Annotated in this window: 20 protein-coding genes; 5 read left to right on the forward strand and 15 right to left on the reverse strand. The window is 56.1% G+C overall.

Going from position 1 to position 19,992, the window contains the following annotated elements; translation table 11 throughout:
- Position 1 precedes the first annotated feature (1 nt).
- Genes livG through livK form a run of 4 tightly spaced genes read right to left on the reverse strand, consistent with a single transcriptional unit; the run spans position 2 to position 4,119 of the window.
- Positions 2 to 766 carry a high-affinity branched-chain amino acid ABC transporter ATP-binding protein LivG gene (gene livG, locus FZF21_RS20505; protein ID WP_003861544.1) on the reverse strand — a complete coding sequence of 255 codons (765 nt, stop codon included), beginning with the start codon at positions 764 to 766 and terminating at the stop codon, positions 2 to 4.
- Positions 763 to 2,040, reverse strand: a complete 1,278-nt coding sequence (locus tag FZF21_RS20510; protein ID WP_003861542.1) for a high-affinity branched-chain amino acid ABC transporter permease LivM — start codon at positions 2,038 to 2,040, stop codon at positions 763 to 765. Before FZF21_RS20510 ends, livG begins: the two co-directional genes overlap by 4 nt.
- Entirely contained in the window at positions 2,037 to 2,963 is a 927-nt protein-coding gene (livH, locus tag FZF21_RS20515; protein WP_015571470.1) for a high-affinity branched-chain amino acid ABC transporter permease LivH, read from the reverse strand. Before livH ends, FZF21_RS20510 begins: the two co-directional genes overlap by 4 nt.
- 46 nt (positions 2,964 to 3,009) lie before the next feature.
- Positions 3,010 to 4,119, reverse strand: a complete 1,110-nt coding sequence (gene livK, locus FZF21_RS20520) for a high-affinity branched-chain amino acid ABC transporter substrate-binding protein LivK (RefSeq protein WP_047740747.1) — start codon at positions 4,117 to 4,119, stop codon at positions 3,010 to 3,012.
- 424 nt (positions 4,120 to 4,543) lie between these two features.
- Here livK and panM point away from each other — a divergent pair, with 424 nt between their 5' ends.
- Positions 4,544 to 4,927: an aspartate 1-decarboxylase autocleavage activator PanM gene (gene panM / locus FZF21_RS20525; protein ID WP_015571473.1), complete on the forward strand. Its 384-nt coding sequence runs from the start codon at positions 4,544 to 4,546 to the stop codon at positions 4,925 to 4,927.
- Between the two features lie 162 nt (positions 4,928 to 5,089).
- Here the strand turns inward: panM and livJ are convergent, their stop codons facing one another.
- From livJ to ftsY, 6 genes are all read right to left on the reverse strand, one after another.
- Positions 5,090 to 6,190, reverse strand: a complete 1,101-nt coding sequence (gene livJ, locus FZF21_RS20530; protein WP_015571474.1) for a branched chain amino acid ABC transporter substrate-binding protein LivJ — start codon at positions 6,188 to 6,190, stop codon at positions 5,090 to 5,092.
- A gap of 197 nt (positions 6,191 to 6,387) precedes the next feature.
- On the reverse strand, positions 6,388 to 7,653 hold the full coding sequence (locus FZF21_RS20535; RefSeq protein ID WP_149121160.1) for a 4-aminobutyrate--2-oxoglutarate transaminase: 1,266 nt from the start codon (positions 7,651 to 7,653) through the stop codon (positions 6,388 to 6,390).
- Between the two features lie 136 nt (positions 7,654 to 7,789).
- A complete protein-coding gene (gene rpoH, locus FZF21_RS20540; RefSeq protein ID WP_149121159.1) occupies positions 7,790 to 8,647 on the reverse strand; it encodes an RNA polymerase sigma factor RpoH in 858 nt (285 codons plus the stop codon).
- Between the two features lie 250 nt (positions 8,648 to 8,897).
- On the reverse strand, positions 8,898 to 9,953 hold the full coding sequence (gene ftsX / locus FZF21_RS20545; protein WP_017384126.1) for a permease-like cell division protein FtsX: 1,056 nt from the start codon (positions 9,951 to 9,953) through the stop codon (positions 8,898 to 8,900).
- A complete protein-coding gene (gene ftsE, locus FZF21_RS20550) occupies positions 9,946 to 10,611 on the reverse strand; it encodes a cell division ATP-binding protein FtsE (protein WP_006812284.1) in 666 nt (221 codons plus the stop codon). Before ftsE ends, ftsX begins: the two co-directional genes overlap by 8 nt.
- 2 nt (positions 10,612 to 10,613) lie before the next feature.
- Entirely contained in the window at positions 10,614 to 12,074 is a 1,461-nt protein-coding gene (ftsY, locus tag FZF21_RS20555) for a signal recognition particle-docking protein FtsY (RefSeq protein ID WP_047736897.1), read from the reverse strand.
- 127 nt (positions 12,075 to 12,201) lie between these two features.
- Here ftsY and rsmD point away from each other — a divergent pair, with 127 nt between their 5' ends.
- Both rsmD and FZF21_RS20565 read left to right on the forward strand, forming a co-directional pair.
- Entirely contained in the window at positions 12,202 to 12,804 is a 603-nt protein-coding gene (rsmD, locus tag FZF21_RS20560; protein ID WP_015571477.1) for a 16S rRNA (guanine(966)-N(2))-methyltransferase, read from the forward strand.
- On the forward strand, positions 12,788 to 13,069 hold the full coding sequence (locus FZF21_RS20565; RefSeq protein WP_015571478.1) for a DUF1145 family protein: 282 nt from the start codon (positions 12,788 to 12,790) through the stop codon (positions 13,067 to 13,069). Before rsmD ends, FZF21_RS20565 begins: the two co-directional genes overlap by 17 nt.
- Positions 13,070 to 13,119: 50 nt before the next feature.
- Here FZF21_RS20565 and FZF21_RS20570 read toward each other — a convergent pair whose 3' ends face one another.
- The 4 genes from FZF21_RS20570 to FZF21_RS20585 form a co-directional block, all read right to left on the reverse strand.
- Positions 13,120 to 13,458 carry a DUF1240 domain-containing protein gene (locus FZF21_RS20570; RefSeq protein ID WP_244323623.1) on the reverse strand — a complete coding sequence of 113 codons (339 nt, stop codon included), beginning with the start codon at positions 13,456 to 13,458 and terminating at the stop codon, positions 13,120 to 13,122.
- 174 nt (positions 13,459 to 13,632) lie between these two features.
- A complete protein-coding gene (locus tag FZF21_RS20575) occupies positions 13,633 to 14,514 on the reverse strand; it encodes a hypothetical protein (protein ID WP_229692583.1) in 882 nt (293 codons plus the stop codon).
- Between the two features lie 6 nt (positions 14,515 to 14,520).
- Positions 14,521 to 15,000: an Hcp family type VI secretion system effector gene (locus tag FZF21_RS20580; protein WP_045348725.1), complete on the reverse strand. Its 480-nt coding sequence runs from the start codon at positions 14,998 to 15,000 to the stop codon at positions 14,521 to 14,523.
- A 240-nt stretch (positions 15,001 to 15,240) separates the two neighbouring features.
- Positions 15,241 to 15,600 (reverse strand): DUF2500 domain-containing protein, encoded by a 360-nt coding sequence (locus FZF21_RS20585; RefSeq protein ID WP_045142179.1) that lies wholly within the window; start codon positions 15,598 to 15,600, stop codon positions 15,241 to 15,243.
- Positions 15,601 to 15,729: 129 nt separating this feature from the next.
- Between FZF21_RS20585 and FZF21_RS20590 the strand changes: the two genes are divergently transcribed.
- Both FZF21_RS20590 and zntA read left to right on the forward strand, forming a co-directional pair.
- Positions 15,730 to 16,356, forward strand: coding sequence for a lysoplasmalogenase (locus tag FZF21_RS20590; RefSeq protein ID WP_032669031.1), 627 nt, complete (start codon positions 15,730 to 15,732; stop codon positions 16,354 to 16,356).
- A gap of 76 nt (positions 16,357 to 16,432) precedes the next feature.
- The gene (gene zntA / locus FZF21_RS20595) at positions 16,433 to 18,604 is read left to right on the forward strand and encodes a Zn(II)/Cd(II)/Pb(II) translocating P-type ATPase ZntA (RefSeq protein ID WP_047736891.1); all 2,172 of its coding nucleotides are present in this window, start codon (positions 16,433 to 16,435) and stop codon (positions 18,602 to 18,604) included.
- Between the two features lie 99 nt (positions 18,605 to 18,703).
- On the opposite strand, the gene FZF21_RS20600 is transcribed toward zntA, so the two are convergent.
- Entirely contained in the window at positions 18,704 to 19,990 is a 1,287-nt protein-coding gene (locus tag FZF21_RS20600) for a TRAP transporter large permease (RefSeq protein ID WP_015571481.1), read from the reverse strand.
- Between the last annotated feature and the right edge of the window lie 2 nt (positions 19,991 to 19,992).

Consider the following 19,992-nt stretch of genomic DNA (forward strand, 5'->3'; position numbering starts at 1 on the left):
CTTATGCCTCACCAAGGTATGCGCGGATCACGTCCGGGTTGTTGCGGATCTCTTCCGGCGTGCCGTTTGCCAGCGGCGTGCCCTGGTTTACCACGTAGATACGGTCCGAAATGCCCATCACCAGCTTCATGTCATGCTCAATCAGCAGGATGGTGGTGTCGTGATGGTCGCGCAGCTCGGCAATCAGCTCGTCCAGCTCTTTGGTCTCTTTCGGGTTAAGGCCTGCCGCTGGTTCGTCGAGCATCAGGATCTCCGGCTGGGTCACCATGCAGCGCACGATCTCAAGGCGACGCTGATCCCCGTAAGCGAGGTTGCTCGCCTGACGGTTGGCGTGCTGGAGCAGGCCGATACGGTCGAGCCAGGTCGCGGCGCGATCGAGCGCCTCCTCCTGCGTGCGTCGGAAGGCCGGGGTTTTCAACAGTCCGGAGAAGAGGCCGGTTTTAAGCTGCTGATGCTGTGCCACCAGCAGGTTCTCAATCACCGTCATCTCGCGGAACAGACGCACGTGCTGGAAGGTACGCACCACGCCCATGCGGGCAATCTGCTGGCCCGGCAGCCCTTCAAGGTGCTGGTCGCGCAGCATGATGGTGCCGCCCGTCGGCTTGTAGAAGCCGGTCAAACAGTTAAAGACCGTGGTTTTCCCCGCGCCGTTCGGGCCAATCAGGGAGACGATCTCTTTCTTATGCAGATCCAGATTTACGTTGTTGACCGCCAGCAGGCCGCCAAAACGCATCATCAGGCCGTTAACGGATAATAAAGGCTTCATGCCTGCTCTCCTTTCGCCTGTGTGCGTTTCAGCTTCAGCTGTGGACGGGTCATCGGCAGCAGACCCTGCGGACGCCAGATCATCATCAGCACCATCAAACCACCCAGCATTAACATGCTGTATTCGTTAAAGTCGCGCATCAGCTCGCGGGAGACCACCAGCAGGATAGCCGCGAGGATCACGGCGAACTGCGAGCCCATTCCGCCGAGCACCACAATCGCCAGCACAAAGGCGGATTCGGCAAAGGTGAACGATTCCGGGCTGACGAAGCCCTGACGCGCGGCAAACAGCGTTCCGGCGAAACCGGCAAACGCGGCGCTGATGGTAAACGCGGTCAGCTTGATGCGGGTCGGGTTCAGGCCCAGCGAGCGGCAGGCAATTTCATCTTCGCGCAGCGCTTCCCACGCGCGGCCGAGCGGCATGCGCAGCAGACGGTTGATCACAAACAGGGTAATCACCACCAGCAGCAGTGCCACCAGATAGAGCCAGATCACGCGGTCGGACGGGTCGTACTTGATGCCAAAGAAGTTGCTGAAGGTGTCCCAACCGCCTTCGCGGGCGGTACGGCTGAACTCCAGGCCGAAGAAGGTCGGTTTCGGGATCTGGCTGATGCCGTTCGGGCCGCCGGTCACTTCGGTATTGTTGAGCAGCAGAATACGGACGATTTCGCCGAAGCCTAAGGTCACAATCGCCAGATAGTCACCGCGCAGGCGCAGCACCGGGAAGCCGAGCAGGAAGCCCGCCGCGGCAGAGACCAGCCCCGCCAGCGGCAGACAGGTCCAGAAGCCGAGGCCGTAATAGTGGTTCAGCAGCGCGAAGGTGTACGCGCCGATGGCGTAGAACCCGCCGTAGCCCAGCACCAGCAGGCCAGACAGCCCCACCACCACGTTCAGACCGAGCCCCAGAATCACGTAGATCATGGTCAAGGTGGCAATATCCACCGTCCCGCGCGATACCATAAACGGCCACGCCACGGCCGCGACCAGCAGCGCCACCAGGAACAGCTTCTGTTTCACCGTTGTACCGTCGATCGCCGGCAGGACGAATTTCGGCCCGGAGACGTTTTTCAGCGTCTTCTGGAACAGCGGACGCAACAGCTGGAACAAGAACACCACCGCGGTGCCGATAAACACCCACTGCCAGCGGATGTCGGGAGCGGTATCCACCACCAGCTTCGTGCCGTCCAGTCCTAACTGGACGCCCATAAAGACGCCCGCCAGGACGAAGAACATGGCGGCAGAGAGCAGCGCCATCGCAAAATGCATCGGTTTCATACTTTCTCTACCTCCGGACGGCCCAGAATACCGGTAGGCATTACCAGCAGAACCAGAATCAGCAGGGCAAACGACACCACATCTTTATATTCGGTGCTCAGGTACGCCGAGGAGAGCGCTTCGGCCACGCCCAGGATCAGACCGCCGATCATCGCGCCCGGAATGCTGCCGATGCCGCCCAGTACCGCCGCGGTGAAGGCTTTCATCCCGGCCATAAAGCCGATGTACGGGTTGATTACGCCGTAGAACTGGCCGAGCAACACGCCAGCCACCGCCGCCATCGCTGCGCCGATCACGAAGGTCAGGGCAATCACGCGGTCGGTGTTAATCCCGAGCAGGCTCGCCATCTTCAGATCTTCCGCGCAGGCGCGGCAGGCGCGTCCCATGCGGGAGTAGCGGATGAACAGGGTCAGGGCCAGCATGGCAATAAAGGTCACAACCCAGATAACCAGCTGCATGGTGGTGATGGTGGCAGAGAAGTTTTCGCTGGCCCCTACAATCCACTGGCCGTTAAACAGGCTTGGCAGCGCCACGTCGCGTGAACCTTCGGTCAGGCTGACGTAGTTTTGCAGGAAAATGGACATACCGATGGCGGAGATCAGCGCGATCAGGCGTTTGGAGCTGCGCACCGGCCGGTAGGCCACCCGTTCAATACTCCAGCCGTAGGCGCTGGCGATCACAATCGCGCCGACAAACCCGGCGGCCACCAGCAGCCAGCTGCTGTCGATGCCCATCATCATCAGCGCGGCGATAATCATAAAGGAGACGTAGCTACCGATCATGTACACCTCGCCGTGGGCGAAGTTGATCATGCCGATAATGCCGTAAACCATCGTGTAGCCGATGGCGATCAGCGCGTAGGTGCTTCCCAGCGTGACGCCGTTAAACATCTGCTGCAAGAAGTAGAGAAACTGCTCGGACATAAGAAAACCTTTTTATACCCGCCCGGTGAGCCGGGCGGTGGGATGATTATTTGGCGACCGAGGAAGACCCGTCGGCGTGCCACTTAAAGACACCAAACTCAAATCCCTTCAGATCGCCTTTCTCATCCCAGTTCAGCGGCCCAATCACGGTGTTCGCCCCGTGTGCTTTTAAATCTTTCACCAGATCCAGCGGCTCTTTACTGCCGGTACGGTCCAGCGCGGTGGCCAGAGACTGCACGGCCGCGTAGGTGATCCAGACGTACGGACCGCTCGGATCTTTCTTCTGCGCCTTGAGCGCATCCACGATAGCCTTATTCGCCGGATCCTGGTCATAGCGTTTTGGCATCGTCACCAGCATGCCTTCGGCAGAATCGCCCGCGATGTTGGACAAGGAGGCATTACCGACGCCCTCTGGCCCCATAAACTGGGTTTTCAGGCTGGTGGCGCGCGCCTGGCGCAGCATCTGCCCCATTTCCGGGTAGTAGCCGCCGTAGTAAACGAAGTCGATATTCTCTTTTTGCAGGCGGGCGATCAGCGCGGAGAAGTCTTTCTCACCGGCGGTAATGCCGTCGAAGAAGACGATATTCGCCCCGCCTTTTTTCAGGCCGTCCTGTACGGAACGCGCCAGGCCTTCGCCGTACTGCTGCTTATCATGGATGATGGCGATACGCTGCGGCTTAACGGTTTCGAGGATGTATTTGGCGGCGGTTGGCCCCTGAGAGGAGTCCAGACCGGCGGTACGCATGATGTGCTGGTAGCCGCGCTGGGTCAGTTCCGGGTTGGTGGCACCCGGGGTGATCATCAGAATGCCTTCGTCTTCGTAGATATCAGACGCAGGCTGCGTGGAGGAAGAACACAGGTGCCCGATGACGTACTGGATACCGTCGTTAACGATTTTATTGGCGACCGCGACGGCCTGTTTAGGATCGCAGGCGTCGTCATACTCCACGCCTACCAGCTTGTCGCCTTTGATGCCGCCTTTGGCGTTGATATCTTTGATGGCCTGACGCGCGCCGTTGAACTCCATGTCACCCCACTGGGCAACAGGGCCGGACATTGCCCCCACTACCGCAACTTTAATGTCGTCTGCCATAGCGGCATGCGAGATCGACAGTGCGACCATCCCCGCGATTAACGTCTTCGCGTTCCTTTTCATCTCTGAATCCCCATTCGTGATGTCATGTTTATATTTTGTTTTATTATGGTTAAAAAGCATTCTGTACTTTTAATGAACAACGCTATTTTTACCAGTGCCCTTAATGGTTTAGCGCAGTTTTTTGTCAAAAACCAGACTAAAATCTCTATTTTTCAGGCGATTAAGCAAAGATAATATTCTGAAATCAGGCGGAGATAAACAAATAAAAGCGCGGTTTGCAGCATAAAATAACGGTACAAAGCGCCGAATAAATCACTGCCCTTCAGGTTAAAATTCTGCTTATTTTTCGATCCATGTGTTTTCAAACTGCCCATCGCGCTGCCAAAAAACTAATTACCTGGTAAATGGGAAGAAAAAGAGAAAGTGCCTGAGCAAATAAATTGAGTACACTGGCCCTACTCTTTTTGATTTGGACAAGCAGCTAATGAAACTGACTATCGTGCGTCTGGTGACCTTTAGCGACCAGGATCGTATCGACCTGGGCAAGATCTGGCCGGAATATTCCCCTTCATCGCTGGCCGTCGATGAAAACCACCGCATCTATGCCGCGCGTTTTAATGAACGTCTGCTGGCCGCCGTCCGCGTAACGCTGAGCGGCACGGAAGGGGCGCTGGACTCCCTGCGCGTGCGCGACGTGACCCGTCGTCGCGGGGTCGGGCAGTATTTGATTGAAGAGGTGATCCGCGAAAACCCGAGCGTAACCTCCTGGTGGATGGCCGACGTGGGCGTAGAGGATCGCGGCGTGATGGCGGCGTTTATGCAGGCGTTAGGGTTTACGGCGCAGGCGAACGGGTGGGAGAAGCGCTAAAAGAAAGCCGGGTGGCGGCTGCGAGGTGCTCATTGTAGGCCCGGCAAGCGAAGCGCCACCGGGCAAAAGAGGGCTGAGCGGGCTGATGCCCTCACCCCGGCCCTCTCCCACGGGGAGAGGGAGAAAACATTAAAAAAGGCAACTTGCGTTGCCTTTTTACGTTTATTTCGCGTCAGTCGCCGTGCCGTTGGCATGCCAGTCAAACACGCCGAACTCGAAGCCCTTCAAATCGCCCTTCTCATCCCAGGACAGCGGCCCCATCACGGTTTCCACCGAGTTCGCTTTCAGCCAGGTGGCAATCTCCGCCGGATCGGCTGACTGGTTCAGGCCCGCTTGCAGAGACTGCAACGCTGCGTAGGTGGTCCAGACGAACGCACCACTTGGATCCTGTTTCTTCGCCTTGATGGCATCGACAACAGGTTTGTTCGCAGGCACCTGGTCGTAGTTCTTCGGTTTGGTCACCAGCAGCCCTTCAGCGGATTCACCCGCGATATTAGACAGGGAAACGTTCGCGACACCTTCTGGCCCCATGAACTGCGTCTTCAGACCCGCCGCACGCGCCTGGCGCAGGATCTGCCCCATTTCCGGGTGGTAGCCGCCGTAGTAAACGAAATCGATATTTTCTTTCTTCAGACGCGCGACCAGGGTCGAGAAGTCTTTCTCACCGGCGGTGATACCGTCAAAGAACACCACGTTGGCGTTCGCTTTTTTCAGGTTATCCTGCACCGCACGGGCCAGGCCTTCGCCGTACTGCTGTTTGTCATGAACAATCGCGATGCGCTGCGGCTTCACTTTTTCCACGATGTATTTCGCGGCGGTTGGCCCCTGATCGGAGTCCAGACCGGTGGTACGCAGGATCAGCTTATAGCCGCGCGCGGTCAGCTCTGGCGCCGTCGCGGCCGGCGTGATCATCAGAATGCCTTCGTCTTCGTAGATGTCAGACGCGGGCTGGGTGGAAGAGGAGCACAGGTGACCAATAACGTATTTGATCCCGTCGTTTACCACTTTGTTCGCCACCGCGACCGCCTGTTTCGGGTCACAGGCATCGTCATATTTTACGATTTGCAGCTTTTCGCCCTTGATGCCGCCCTTAGCATTAATGTCTGCAACCGCCTGTTCCGCGCCGGTAAATTCCTGGTCGCCGTACTGTGCTACCGGACCGGACATCGCGCCCACCACGGCCACTTTAATATCGGCCTGGGCCATAGTGCTGAATGCCAACGCGATACATCCTGCCAGTAACGCTTTACCCTTCATGTTCATCCTGAGATTCCCCATTATTATGGTTATAACGATTGTTGTGATGTTGTTGTGTAGCGCTTTATTTCAGTTATAGGTGTGCTGTTCGCGCTTTTTCAGCATACTCTGCTAAAACATACCCCATTTTTATGATTTTGGAATAGCTAATTTGAAATGAAAATATGATAAGCCCAACTGTCATTTCAGCCGGGCTTTTGGCTTTATCGTGTCAGCGAGGCGGAAATAATATCCAGCGCTTTACGGAACTGCACTTCGGGGATGGTGAGCGGGTAGAGGAAGCGAATAACGTTGCCGTAAACGCCGCAGCTCAAAAGCAGCAGCCCTTCGTTCAACGCGCGCTCCTGAACCTGACGGGTAAATTCGGGCGACGGCTGTCCGGTTTGCGGATCGGTAAATTCTACCGCCACCATCGAGCCCTGCCCACGGATATCGGCGATATACGGACAGCCATCCTTCGCTTTATTCAGCACCTCGACCAGATGATGCCCGAGATGCGCCGCGCGGGTGCAGAGATCGTCCTCGTCAATCACATCCAGCACCGCATGGGCCGCCGCAATCGCCAGCGGGTTACCCGCGTAGGTTCCGCCCAGACCGCCCGGGGCGGGCGCATCCATCACCTCCGCCCGGCCAGAGACGGCAGAGAGCGGCATCCCGCCCGCCAGGCTTTTCGCCATGGTGATCAGATCGGGCTTCACGCAGTGGTTTTCCATGGAGAACAGCTTGCCGGTACGGGCGAAGCCGGTTTGCACTTCGTCGGCAATCAGTAAAATCCCGTGGGTATCGCACAGGGCACGCAGCGCCTGCATAAAATCAGCGGGCGCGACGTTGAACCCGCCCTCGCCCTGAACCGGTTCAATAATGATTGCCGCCACCTGATCGGGCGCGATATCGGCTTTGAAGATGCGCTCCAGGCTTTTTAGCGCTTCGGAGGTACTAACCCCGTGCAGGCTGTTGGGGAATTGCGCGTGGTACACCGAGCCGGGGAACGGGCCGAAGCCGAGCTTATAGGGCGCCACTTTGCCGGTCATCGCCATGGTCATAAAGGTACGGCCGTGGAACGCGCCGCCAAAGGTGATAAGGCCGGGACGTCTGGTGTACGCGCGGGCGATTTTCACCGCGTTTTCGACCGCTTCCGCCCCCGTTGAGAAGAAGGCGGTTTTGGCTGGCCCCTCTATGGGTACGCGCTGGTTGATGCGCTCGGCAAGCGCCACATAACCTTCATAGGGGACGATTTGATAAGCGGTATGGGTAAAGGCGTGAAGCTGTTTTTCGATGGCGGCGATAACTTTAGGATGGCGATGCCCGGTATTCAGCACGGCGATCCCGGCGGCAAAATCAATATACTCGTTACCTTCCACGTCCCACACCGTGGCGTTTTCGGCTTTATCGGCATAGAAGTTACACATGACGCCGATACCGCGCGGCGTCGCCTGTAAACGCCGGTCGTTCAGTTCGTTATTTTTCACCCTGTCACCCTCTGAAAGTCGCCTGCTTAGCGCATCAGTAAGTGTTTGCCAGGGGGAAGAAATTCGCCAGAGCGGGCGCTAAAAAAACAAAACCCCCGAATTTGCATTCGAGGGTTCTCGGTGTACTTCGCGGAAATTACGCTTCGATAGCGGCGCGAAGTTTTTTCATGGCGTTTTTCTCAAGCTGACGCACACGTTCAGCGGAGACGCCGTAGCGGTCGGCCAGTTCCTGCAACGTGGACTTGTTATCTTCGTCCAGCCAGCGGGCACGAATAATATCCTGGCTACGCTCGTCGAGGCCTTCCATCGCGAAGGTCAGCTTGTTCGCCGCCTGGTCTTCCCAGTTATCCTCTTCAATGCCGTCAGCAAAGTTAGAGGTTTTATCCTGTAGATACAGAACCGGGGCCATCGGCTGGCTGTCGGATGCGTCGTCGTCGGAGGACATATCAAACGTCATGTCCTGCGCGGCCATGCGGGATTCCATCTCGCGGACGTCTTTGCTGGAAACGCCCAGCTCGCGCGCCACCATTTCCACTTCATCCTGATTGAACCAGCCCAGACGCTGCTTGGTTTTACGCAGGTTGAAGAACAGTTTGCGCTGCGCTTTCGTCGTGGCGACTTTCACAATACGCCAGTTACGCAGGACGTATTCGTGAATTTCCGCTTTGATCCAGTGCACGGCGAAGGAGACGAGTCGCACACCCACTTCCGGGTTAAAGCGACGTACCGCCTTCATCAGGCCAATGTTACCTTCCTGAATCAGGTCCGCCTGCGGCAGGCCGTAGCCCGCATAATTACGAGCAACGTGAACAACAAAGCGCAGGTGAGACAGGATCAGCGTTTTAGCTGCTTCCAGATCGCCCTGGTAATGCAGCTTTTCAGCAAGCTCCTTTTCTTCCTCAGCCGTTAACATCGGCCAGGTGTTCGCAGCCCGGATGTAAGATTCCAGGTTACCAACAGGGGCTAAAGCTAAAGTTTGCATTTCTTTGGTCATTCATTCCTCTCAATGTTTCTTCTGGTCCAGGTTGTCCCCGTCAGGCAACAACCATGCCAAAGCGTTTGAGCAACGAGATTAGCATTCACTCTTTTATCAGACAGTGATTTTATCCACAAGTTCCAGGTGCAACAGTGAATAAATTACGCACAAAATGTGACATGAAGATGATTACAGGGGAAGAGACAACAGGGACGCTTTCCCTGCAAGCGAACATCTCGGTGCAGGGAAAGATTATATCACGCTTTTATTAGTCGGGAGTAAAGTGGCGTAAATGTTGAACCGTTGCCAGCCATGCCGCCACCCAGCCGATCATGGAGCACACCAGCAGCAACAGCAGGCACTCATCGAACCCTAAGCCACTGATATCAAACTTAGTTCCGAAAACCTGCGCCACTTCAGTCACGGCAGACGACAGCCGCATCACCAAAATTTCTGACAATATCAATGAAAGAAATGCACCAGAAAAACCTAATAACGCGCCGCCGTAAAGGAACGGGCGGAGGATGAAACCATCCGTTGCGCCAATCAGTTTCTGCACGTTGATGGTATCGCGACGGGCGAAGATGCTCAGGCGCACGCTATTACCGATGACGAGGAACACCGCCGCCACCATCAGCACGCCGATCATCGCCGACACGCGTCCTACCAGCCCGGTCAGGGCGGCAAGACGGGCAAACCAGCTGTCGTCCATGCGCACTTCATCAATCCCGTTAATGCGGGTAATGCGGTCGCGCAGGGTGTTGAGCGAATCCGTGCCCTGGAAATCGAGTTTCGGGATCACCACCGCCACCGCGGGCAGCGGGTTCTCTTCAAGCATATCCAGCGCGCCGCCGAATCCGGACCAGTTGCGGAACTCACCCAGCGCTTCATCGCGGGAAAGATAGTTCACCTTCTCCACGCCCTGCTCGGCCTGAATCTGCCCCACCACCTGAGCCGCCGCGTTATCGTCGAGGGCTTTATCCAGATAAACGGTGATCTGCGGCGACGGATAGTACTGGGACGCCGCCTGGTTTACGTTTTTGTAAACCATGTAGCAGACGCTGGGCAGCGTCAGGGAGATGGCAATCACCATCACCGTCAGGAACGTCGCCAGCGGTTTGCTTTTCAGATCCTGCAACGCGCCCTGGAAGGCGTACCGCACCTGCTCGTTAAAGACGTTGGTTTTGCGGGAGTTCGGTTTCGGTGCCGCTTTGGCACGCTTAGGCGCATTGCGATTGCCGTCCCCGCCGCCCTGAGGCTTGCGGAAACGGTCAAACCGGTTGCTGAACTGCCGAATCTGGTTCATTGCATCACGCTTATTCACCGTGGCCTCCGTGCAAATGCCCGTCGCTCAGGGTCAGCATGCGGTACGAACGGCGGGAGATCAGCCCCATGTCGTGCGTCGCCATCAGTACCGTGACCCCCACGCGGTTAAATTCCTCAAACAGACGCAGGATCCCTTCAGAGAGGGCATCGTCCAGGTTACCGGTCGGTTCATCCGCCAGCAAAACGGCAGGCTTGTTCACTACCGCGCGGGCGATACCCACGCGCTGCTGCTCACCGCCGGAGAGCTGGATCGGGAAGTTCTTCGCTTTGTCCAGCAGCCCGACCTTATCCAGCGCCGCCGAAACGCGACGGCGGATATCATCGTAACTGGCGCCAGCAATAATCAGCGGGATCGCGACGTTATCGAAAACCGTGCGATCCATCAGCAGGTGGTGATCCTGGAAAATCATGCCAATCTGACGACGCAGGAACGGCACTTCACGGTTCTTAAGACGGCTAATTTCATGGCCGCTGAACCAGATTTTCCCGGCGCTTGGCCGCTCGATCCCACAGATCAGCTTGAGCAGGGTACTTTTCCCCGCGCCGGAATGGCCGGTCAGGAATGCCATCTCGCCTGGCTGGAGGTGGAATGTCACCCCCTGTAGCGCTTGTCTCCCGCCGAGATAGGCCTTGCTGACGTGTTCAAAGCGAATCATTGTTAGTCCTCTCGGGCAAATAGTGCCTCAATAAAGTCGTCCGCTTTAAACGGACGTAAATCCTCAATACGCTCGCCCACACCGATGTAACGGATAGGAATGCCGAACTGGTCGGCCACGGAGAAGATCACCCCGCCTTTCGCGGTCCCGTCCAGCTTGGTCAGCGCGATCCCGGTCAGTCCTACCGCTTCATGGAACAGTTTCGCCTGGCTGATGGCGTTCTGTCCGGTGCTGGCGTCGATAGTCAGCATAATTTCATGCGGTGCATCTTCGTCCAGCTTCTTCATGACGCGAACGATTTTCTTCAGCTCTTCCATCAGGTGCGATTTGTTCTGCAAACGCCCTGCGGTATCCGCAATCAGCACGTCCACGTTACGCGACTTCGCCGCCTGGATGGCATCGAAAATCACGGACGCGGAATCCGCGCCGGTGTGCTGAGCAATAACCGGAATATTGTTGCGCTGGCCCCACACCTGAAGCTGTTCCACCGCTGCCGCACGGAAGGTATCGCCCGCCGCCAGCATCACCGATTTGCCCTGCTGCTCAAACTGGCGCGCCAGCTTGCCGATGGTGGTGGTTTTGCCCACGCCGTTGACGCCAACCATCAGGATAACAAACGGCATTTTGCCTTCAATATTAAGCGGTTCGTCAACTTTTGCGAGAATTTCACCCATCTCGTCTTTCAGCAGGCCGTACAGCGCCTCGGCGTCACGCAGCTGTTTGCGGCTCGCCCCTTCGGTCAGGTTGGCGATGATCTTCCGGGTGGTTTCCACGCCCACGTCCGCAATCAGCAGCTGCTCTTCCAGCTCCTCAAACAGATCGTCGTCGATCTTTTTGCCGCGGAACAGACTGATAAATCCGGAACCTAAATTTTCTTTGGTTTTGAGCAGGCTGCGCTTCAGGCGCGCGAAGAAACCTTCTTTGGTCGGTTTTTCCTGCTCCTGAACGATCTCTTCTTCGGCCTGCTCTTCCACCGGCACGACGATGACCGCTTCTTCAGCCGCTTCCGCCGCCAGCGCCTGGGCTTCCAGCTCTTCGTCGGTCAGTTCAGGCTCAAGGGCCGCTTCTTCTTCCACCGCCTCAACAATTTCAACGGTTTCCGCTTCGGCCTGCCACTCTTCGGCAGAAACCTCTTCCGCTTTCACCTCTTCCGGCAGCGGCAGTTCTTCGTGTTCGATAGCGGCCTGTGGCGCTTCGGTAAGGGTTTCTACGATAACCGGCTCTGGTTTTTCGCTCTCCTGAACCTGTTCAGTAACCTCAACCACCTCTTCGGCAAAGGATTCAATCTCTTCTTTGCTGTGGGCTGGCTCTTCCGCTTCGACAACCGCAGCGGTTTCGACAGGCGTTTCAGGCTGTGACGACTCTTCTACAACCTGTTGTTCTTCGGTTTTCTGTTCTGTTTCTTGCTCTTTTTCACCGAAACCCAACCAGGAAAAGAAGCCACGTTTTTTTTGTTTTGCCATCTGCGACTACACTCCTCGCGGCGCTATATACAGGGAAGCTAAAAAAATGATGAAATAGTCTAACACTTTACTTAATTGACATCACCGCCCGCAATCGCAGGGCAATGGTTAACAGAGCTTTCCTGAGATGAAGAAACCCACCCGCGCCCCGGCCGGTCAAATTCGCATTATCGGCGGTCAGTGGCGAGGCCGGAAATTACCGGTGCCGGACAGCCCCGGTTTACGCCCCACCACGGACCGCGTTCGCGAGACGCTGTTTAACTGGCTCGCCCCGTCTATGGTAGACGCCAACTGCCTGGACTGCTTCGCCGGAAGCGGTGCATTGGGGCTGGAAGCGCTGTCGCGTTATGCCGCCAGCGCCACGCTGCTGGAGATGGAGCGCGGCGTCGCGCAGACGTTGCAGCAAAATCTGGCTACGCTGAAGGCAACCAACGCGAAAGTGGTGAATACCAACACGCTGAGCTTCCTCGCCCAACAGGGGACGCCGTTCAACGTGGTGTTTGTTGACCCGCCGTTCCGTAAAGGGCTGCTGGAAGAGACATTATCGTTGCTGGAAAAAAATGGCTGGCTGGCAGACGACGCGCTGATTTACGTTGAAAGCGAAGTGGAAAATGGCCTGCCGCCCGTTCCCGTTCACTGGGATCTGCACCGCGAGAAGGTCGCCGGCCAGGTGGCTTATCGTCTGTATCACCGTCAGGCACAAGGAGGATCCGATGCCAGTACTGATTAACGTAGGGCGCGTGCTGATGCTGGGCGTCTGGGCATTTTTGATTTTGAATCTGGTGCACCCGTTCCCGCGTCCGCTGAATATCTTTATTAACGTGGCGCTGATTTTTACCGCGTTCATGCATGCCTTGCAGATGGTGATGCTGAAAAACGGTCTGCCGAAAGATGGCCCACCGATGACCGGCTGGCAGCAGCTGCGGGTGTTTATTTTCGGCGTGTTTGAGCTGCTGGTGTGGATGAAGAAGTTTAAGGCGCAGGTGAAGAAGTAAGGTGCGCTATTGCCCGGTGGCGCGCAGCGAGCCGGGCCTACGAAACACCATCACTGTGACGATACACCGTCCAGCTGATCATTCAATTTTTGGATATCTCTGGCTCTTGTTTTAAGCAGGTATTTCACCTGCGTGCAAATCTCTTCCGTTCTGGTGTAATACGTTCCCGAAAAGGGCCCTGGACGTTCACATAAGACATAGTTGGTTCCCAGGGGATAAAATATGACGATAAACGAGAGAATGTTGCCAATAACAAATCCTGCACCGATAACGTGAAAACCGACGATAATGCCTTTGGCGAAGAAGCTGGGTGGCTCCATGTTTTTCGTAAAAGTCATATAGACAATAACCAAAACGAAACAACAAGCAACCGGGAAAACAAACAACATAATAAAAGAACCCCAAAAAAAAAAAAATAAATAATGCTTCTGGATTCAATGATATCGGTTATATCTGGTACGCTAGCCCAATAAAAACCCCAAGCAAAAATACCAAAAAAGAAGATACAGAAAAATAAAAAGCACCTTCTTTTAATTTTATTAAGATTAATGTTAACGCTCATATCAGTAATTCTCCCAGTAAAATGAACTACCATTTACTGAGTTTCGAGCGTTCCACTCTGCGATTTTTTGCTGCTCTTTCATACCCTTTTTTATACAATCTATAAGTTTGTTTGATAAATCATACTGTTTGTCCAGCCCATTGAGCGCATTGGCAATAGCTAAACCTATTACAACCACACAGACTATTTGCCCCCAAACCGGAACAGCTACACTCGCTATAAATGGTGATATAGCCAACGAGATCCCTTCCCCAACCAATCTCGAAACAAAAACCCCCACAATCACTTTCGCCACATCCATCGTCACATTCCCCAGGAATTCGGCAACGTCATGGTCGGATTTAAAGATCAGTTCGACCAACCGCCAGCATGCGGAAAACCAGATGCAGAATCTGGCTCCTGACATAATGCCGTTTTGAAACCCGACGCTACCAATTCCAACCTCAAGCACTTTGGGATGATTAATCCGGTAACGGGTTCCTTTAAGAATGCGTCGCAGAGAAGGGTAACCCGTAATCTTCACATACATTTTTCCCTGATAAGCATATTGCGTTGCTTTGATCCCAAGACCCTTTAAAGTGAAAACAATCTTTCCGGCCTGCTGATAAGAAAATAGCTTCGACAGATTCTTAGTCGCAGAAACCGTCTCTTTGATGTTACCGGCATAGGTAGTAGAAAAGCCAACAGGCTGACTACCTAACAAATCGTCAATCACACCCTGCGCCTCGTCAGGCGTGAGCAGCATAATGTGGTTGGCATTGTTGCCCAGGCTATTTTTCAGCTGCTTGATTTCATTTTCGAAACGCAAATTACGCTGCCAGTTATTTCCTCTGAGAATATCTTCACGATGATCCCCTATCCAGTCATTATAACCTTCCATCATGGGTCCTTAAAAAATTCGCTCATCCCAGATACTGTAGGCGCTGGTTCCAGCAATACGATGCTCCCAGGCAATAGATTCGTATGACAATTCGATCATTTCTTCTGGCTGACCCGCACTGTCATCAATGGTATGCGGCACCTGTAGATGGAAGCTGGATATTCTGGCATTAATCAGTTTTAGTGAGTAATAGCATTCGTTTAAACCAGTCTGACTGGTGCGATAAAAGCTAAATTCACAGCTTAGCGTTTCATTGTCAGTAATGGCTTTCCCCAACAACGGCGAGGATTTATCCACAGGTTTAATAAACGTCAAACACTGATGATTTACATTTTGCGCCCGACTCATTCCATGATTAATTGCCATGACCATAATCTGATCTCGATGGGCAGGCTGTGATTTATTTCCTATTGAATCTAACGACGCACATCCAGCAGAAATCATTCCCTGCGATTGTCCCTTCAACGTCAACCACATTGTATTCGCCATCTAAATACCTTATCCATTTGAAATGATAAATTTATATATTCATACAATAACAATGATAAGATCATATTAAGAATATGCTGGGTAAGATAGTGATACAAACGATATTTTAAGTCACTAATGGGAATATAAAACAGAATATTTTTTATAAAACATAAACCACAATTATATTTACTCCACGCTATATATATCTATTGAATTTACGATCGGCCCTGATAAGAAGACTCAGCGCCGATCAACAGATTACTGCTCCGCCATGAACCCTTCAAACCGCGACCCTTTGTAACTCAGCGTGCCTTTCTCCCCCACCGTCAGCTGGTGGTACTGCTGCGCCTCCAGGCGGAAGGTCATCTCCAGCCCGCCGGTTTCCGGCTTAAAGCTCGCTTCATAGCGCATCGTTGTGCCCGCTGGCGTCACCTGCTGCTGGCGGGAGCGGCGGTCGTTAAGCGGCTTCTCACGCTTGTTCGTCACCACCACGCGCTTTTGCATCAGCGGCGCGGCGTCATTGTCGGCCTTCTCACGGCGCTGCTGCACGAAGCGAAACGAGGCGGCAATGACGATAATCGCCACCACGATAATGAAAAACAGCGGCATCTTGCTCATTGAAAAATCCCATCAGATTATGCGGAATTCAGGATACCTCGCCTGCCCCGGCATTGCCAAACGCCCGCTCGCGTCACTACACTGGATCAGGAACTGATCATTCAGCCTCAACAGTTACAGGGAGTTAATATGCTTTGGTCATTTATCGCTGTCTGTTTTTCCGCATGGCTTTACGTCGATGCGTCCTACCGTGGCCCAGCCTGGCAGCGCTGGTTGTTTAAACCCGTCACGCTATTACTCCTGCTGTTGCTTGCCTGGCAGGCCCCGATGTTTAACGCCGTTAGCTATCTTGTCCTCGCGGGGCTGTGTGCTTCCCTGATTGGCGATGCCTTAACCCTGCTGCCGCGTCAGCGCCTGCTGTACGCCGTGGGGGCGTTCTTCCTGTCGCATCTGCTCTATACCATCTACTTTGCCAGCCAGATGACGCTCTCCTTCTTCTGGCCGCTGCCGCTGGTGCTGCTGGTGATTGGCGCCCTGATGATCGCGGTAATCTGGTCGCGTCTGGAAGAGATGCGTCTGCCGGTCTGTACGTTTATCGCCATGACGCTGGTGATGGTGTGGCTGGCGGGCGAGCTGTGGTTCTTCCGTCCGACGGCGCCTGCGATGTCTGCGTTCTTCGGTGCCGCACTGTTGCTGTTGGGTAATATCGTCTGGCTGGGCAGCCACTATCGCCGCCGCTTCCGTGCGGATAATGCGATTTCCGCCGCCTGTTACTTTGCCGGGCACTTCCTGATTGTGCGTTCGCTGTATATCTAAATAACGCTTGACTCTGGAGTCGACTCCAGAGTGTATGCTGCGGTTAATGAGAAAATTATCATTACCGGAGACTGCCATGTCGACTCCAGAAACACCTAAAAAAGTTCCCCAATTCTCGGCACTTAAGCTCAGCCCGGTTCCGCCAAAAGAGGACTGCTGCTGCGAGGGCGCGTGCGAAACCCGGACCGAAGCGCTGCCTGAAAACGGCAATCACTACAGCTGGGTGGTCAACGGCATGGACTGCGCGGCCTGCGCCCGCAAAGTGGAAAATGCAGTGAAGCAGGTGCCGGGTGTGAACCACGTTCAGGTGCTGTTCGCTACCGAAAAGCTGCTGGTCAGCGCCGAAAACGACGTCAGCAGACAGGTTGAAGCCGCCGTCAGCAAAGCGGGTTATACCCTGCGCAGCGAAACGGCGCCCGCAGAAAAAACGTCCCCGCTAAAAGAAAATCTGCCCCTTATGACCCTCATCATCATGATGGCCCTGAGCTGGGGGCTGGAGCAAATCAACCACCCGCTCGGCAGCCTGGCGTTTATCGCCACCACGCTGGTTGGCCTGTTCCCGATTGCGCGTCAGGCGCTGCGTCTGATGAGAAGCGGCAGCTGGTTTGCCATCGAAACGCTGATGAGCGTGGCGGCTATCGGGGCGCTATTTATTGGCGCGACGGCGGAAGCGGCGATGGTGCTGCTGCTGTTCTTAATTGGCGAACGCCTTGAGGGCTGGGCGGCGAGCCGGGCGCGTAAAGGGGTGAGCGCGCTGATGGCGCTGAAGCCGGAAACCGCCACTCGCGTGATAAACGGTACTCGTGAAACGGTCGCCATCAACACCCTGCGCCCGGGCGACGTGATTGAAGTGCCCGCAGGCGGACGTCTGCCAGCCGATGGGACCCTCATTACCGCCACCGCGAGCTTTGACGAAAGCGCCCTGACCGGGGAATCCATCCCGGTAGCGCGCGCGGCAGGTGAAAAGGTGCCTGCGGGCGCCACCAGCGTCGACCGACTGGTGCTGCTGACGGTCCTTTCCGAACCGGGCGACAGCGCCATCGACCGCATCCTCAGGCTGATAGAAGAAGCCAAGGAGCGCCGCGCGCCGGTAGAACGCTTTATCGATCGCTTCAGCCGGATTTACACCCCCGCCATCATGCTGGTGGCGCTGCTGGTCACCGTCGTCCCGCCGCTGTTCTTCGGCGCGCCGTGGGAGGGCTGGATTTACAAAGGGCTGACGCTGCTGCTGATCGGCTGTCCGTGTGCGCTGGTGATCTCCACCCCGGCGGCGATTACCTCAGGGCTGGCGGCGGCGGCACGTCGCGGGGCGCTGATTAAGGGCGGCGCGGCGCTGGAACAGCTGAGCCAGGTTCAGCACATCGCCTTCGATAAAACCGGCACGCTGACCGTCGGCAAGCCGCAGGTGACCGGCGTGTATCCGCAGGACATCAGTGAAGACGCCCTGCTGACGCTGGCCGCTGCCGTGGAGCAGGGCTCCACCCACCCTCTGGCGCAGGCGATTGTGCGTGAAGCGAAGGGGCGCGGGCTGACCATCCCTCCGGCAACCGCCCAGCGAGCGCTGGTCGGGTCAGGGATTGAGGCTGTGGTCGAAGGCAAAAAAGTGCTGATCGCCGCGGCAGGCGCGTTCCCGAATCCACAGGTTGAAGCATTAGAGCAGGCCGGGCAGACGGTCGTTGCCGTGATGCAGGACGGTGTACCGATGGGCATGCTGGCGCTGCGCGACACCCTGCGTGACGATGCGAAAGACGCCGTCGACGCGCTGCACAAGCTGGGGGTACAGGGCGTGATCCTGACCGGTGATAACCCGCGCGCGGCGGCGGCGATTGCCGGCGAGCTGGGGCTGGAGTTTAAGGCCGGATTGTTGCCTGCGGATAAAGTCAGCGCGGTAACCGAGCTGAACGGTCATGCCCCGCTGGCGATGGTCGGGGACGGGATAAACGATGCCCCGGCAATGAAGGCTTCCACCATCGGCATTGCGATGGGCAGCGGCACCGACGTGGCGCTGGAGACCGCCGACGCGGCGCTGACGCACAACCGCCTGACCGGGCTGGCGCAGATGATAGATCTTGCGCGGGCGACGCGGGCTAATATTCGGCAGAACATCGGCATTGCGCTGGGTCTGAAGGGGATTTTCCTGGTCACCACGCTGCTCGGTATGACCGGACTGTGGCTGGCGGTACTGGCGGATACGGGGGCGACGGTGCTGGTTACGGCGAACGCGTTGCGGCTGTTGCGCCGTCGGTAAAAATGCCCGGTGGCGGCTACGCCTTACCGGGCCTACAACATCTCCGAACCGTAACCGTAGGCCGGGTAAGGCGTAGCCGCCACCCGGCATAAAACGGCGTCACTGCATCCCTAGCACCCCCGGCAACCACAATGATATCGCCGGGATGTACGTCACCATCCCCAGCACCACCAGCAACATACCGTAAAACGGCAGCATCGCCCGCACCACGTGCTCGATCTTCTGCTTACTCACCGCGCTCGCCACGAACAGCACCGACCCGACCGGCGGCGTGATCAGCCCAATCCCCAGGTTCACCATCATGATCATCCCGAAATGCACCGGATCGATCCCCAGCGAGTTGGTCACCGGCAGCAGCACCGGGGTCAGGATCAGGATGATCGGCGCCATGTCCATCAGCGTGCCAATCAGCAGCAGCATGATGTTGAGGTACATCAGGATCACGTATTTGTTATCGGACAGCGACGTGAAGAATTCGGTGATGCGCATCGGCAGCTGCATGTAGGTCATTACCGCGCCAAACGCCGCGGCAAATCCAATCAAAATCATCACGATGGTGACGGTTTTCACCGTGCGGCACATCAGCTTCGGCAGTTCATTCCACTTGTAATCGCGGTAGATGAACATGGTGACGAAGAACGCCCACAGGCAGGCCACGGCGGCAGATTCGGTCGCCGTGAATATCCCGGACAAGATCCCGCCGAGGATAATCACCACCGTCATCAGCCCCCACAGAGCATCGAGCATGATTTTCAGCGCCTGCCTGAACGGGATTTTGTCCCCTTTCGGATAGCCGCGCTTGCGGGCGAAGCACAGGCAGAGCACCATCAGGCTCACGCCCAGCAGCAGGCCCGGCAGCACGCCCGCAATAAACAGCGTGGCGATGGAGACCGTTCCCCCTGCCGCCAGGGAGTAAATCACCGAGTTGTGGCTGGGCGGGATCAGGATCGCCTGCACCGACCCGCTGGCCGTCACCGCCGCCGCGTATTCGCGCGGATAGCCCTTCTTCTCCATCTCCGGGATCATCACGCTGCCGATAGACGCCGTATCCGCCACCGACGAGCCGGAAATCGCGCCGAAGAACGTTGATGCCACGATGTTCACCAGCGACAGCCCGCCGCGAATAAAGCCGACAAAAACGTACGCGAAGTTGACCAGCCGTCGGGCAATGCCCCCTTCCGCCATGATCGCCCCGGCAAGAATGAAGAACGGGATCGCCAGCAGGGTAAATTTATTCACCCCGCTGGTGATCTGGATCATCAGCGCCTCCAGCGGCAGGTCAATCCACAGCGCGCCCGCCACGGCGCTTAAGCCGACGGCGAAGGCCACCGGCATCCCCAGCGCCAGCAAAATGGCGAGGGTGAATAACAAAACAAACGCATCCATTG

The sequence above is a fragment of the Enterobacter sp. LU1 genome, from assembly GCF_008271405.2.
Classification (GTDB): domain Bacteria; phylum Pseudomonadota; class Gammaproteobacteria; order Enterobacterales; family Enterobacteriaceae; genus Enterobacter; species Enterobacter hormaechei_C.

Excerpts from the sequence above, each read along its gene's own strand:
- livG (WP_003861544.1), bottom strand. The coding sequence starts at position 766 with ATGAAGCCTTTATTATCCGTTAACGGCCTGATGATGCGTTTTGGCGGC.
- FZF21_RS20510 (WP_003861542.1), bottom strand. The coding sequence starts at position 2,040 with ATGAAACCGATGCATTTTGCGATGGCGCTGCTCTCTGCCGCCATGTTC.
- livH (WP_015571470.1), bottom strand. The coding sequence starts at position 2,963 with ATGTCCGAGCAGTTTCTCTACTTCTTGCAGCAGATGTTTAACGGCGTC.
- livK (WP_047740747.1), bottom strand. The coding sequence starts at position 4,119 with ATGAAAAGGAACGCGAAGACGTTAATCGCGGGGATGGTCGCACTGTCG.
- panM (WP_015571473.1), top strand. The coding sequence starts at position 4,544 with ATGAAACTGACTATCGTGCGTCTGGTGACCTTTAGCGACCAGGATCGT.
- livJ (WP_015571474.1), bottom strand. The coding sequence starts at position 6,190 with ATGAACATGAAGGGTAAAGCGTTACTGGCAGGATGTATCGCGTTGGCA.
- rpoH (WP_149121159.1), bottom strand. The coding sequence starts at position 8,647 with ATGACCAAAGAAATGCAAACTTTAGCTTTAGCCCCTGTTGGTAACCTG.
- ftsE (WP_006812284.1), bottom strand. The coding sequence starts at position 10,611 with ATGATTCGCTTTGAACACGTCAGCAAGGCCTATCTCGGCGGGAGACAA.
- ftsY (WP_047736897.1), bottom strand. The coding sequence starts at position 12,074 with ATGGCAAAACAAAAAAAACGTGGCTTCTTTTCCTGGTTGGGTTTCGGT.
- rsmD (WP_015571477.1), top strand. The coding sequence starts at position 12,202 with ATGAAGAAACCCACCCGCGCCCCGGCCGGTCAAATTCGCATTATCGGC.
- FZF21_RS20565 (WP_015571478.1), top strand. The coding sequence starts at position 12,788 with ATGCCAGTACTGATTAACGTAGGGCGCGTGCTGATGCTGGGCGTCTGG.
- FZF21_RS20570 (WP_244323623.1), bottom strand. The coding sequence starts at position 13,458 with ATGTTGTTTGTTTTCCCGGTTGCTTGTTGTTTCGTTTTGGTTATTGTC.
- FZF21_RS20575 (WP_229692583.1), bottom strand. The coding sequence starts at position 14,514 with ATGATGGAAGGTTATAATGACTGGATAGGGGATCATCGTGAAGATATT.
- FZF21_RS20580 (WP_045348725.1), bottom strand. The coding sequence starts at position 15,000 with ATGGCGAATACAATGTGGTTGACGTTGAAGGGACAATCGCAGGGAATG.
- FZF21_RS20585 (WP_045142179.1), bottom strand. The coding sequence starts at position 15,600 with ATGAGCAAGATGCCGCTGTTTTTCATTATCGTGGTGGCGATTATCGTC.
- FZF21_RS20590 (WP_032669031.1), top strand. The coding sequence starts at position 15,730 with ATGCTTTGGTCATTTATCGCTGTCTGTTTTTCCGCATGGCTTTACGTC.
- zntA (WP_047736891.1), top strand. The coding sequence starts at position 16,433 with ATGTCGACTCCAGAAACACCTAAAAAAGTTCCCCAATTCTCGGCACTT.
- FZF21_RS20600 (WP_015571481.1), bottom strand. The coding sequence starts at position 19,990 with ATGGATGCGTTTGTTTTGTTATTCACCCTCGCCATTTTGCTGGCGCTG.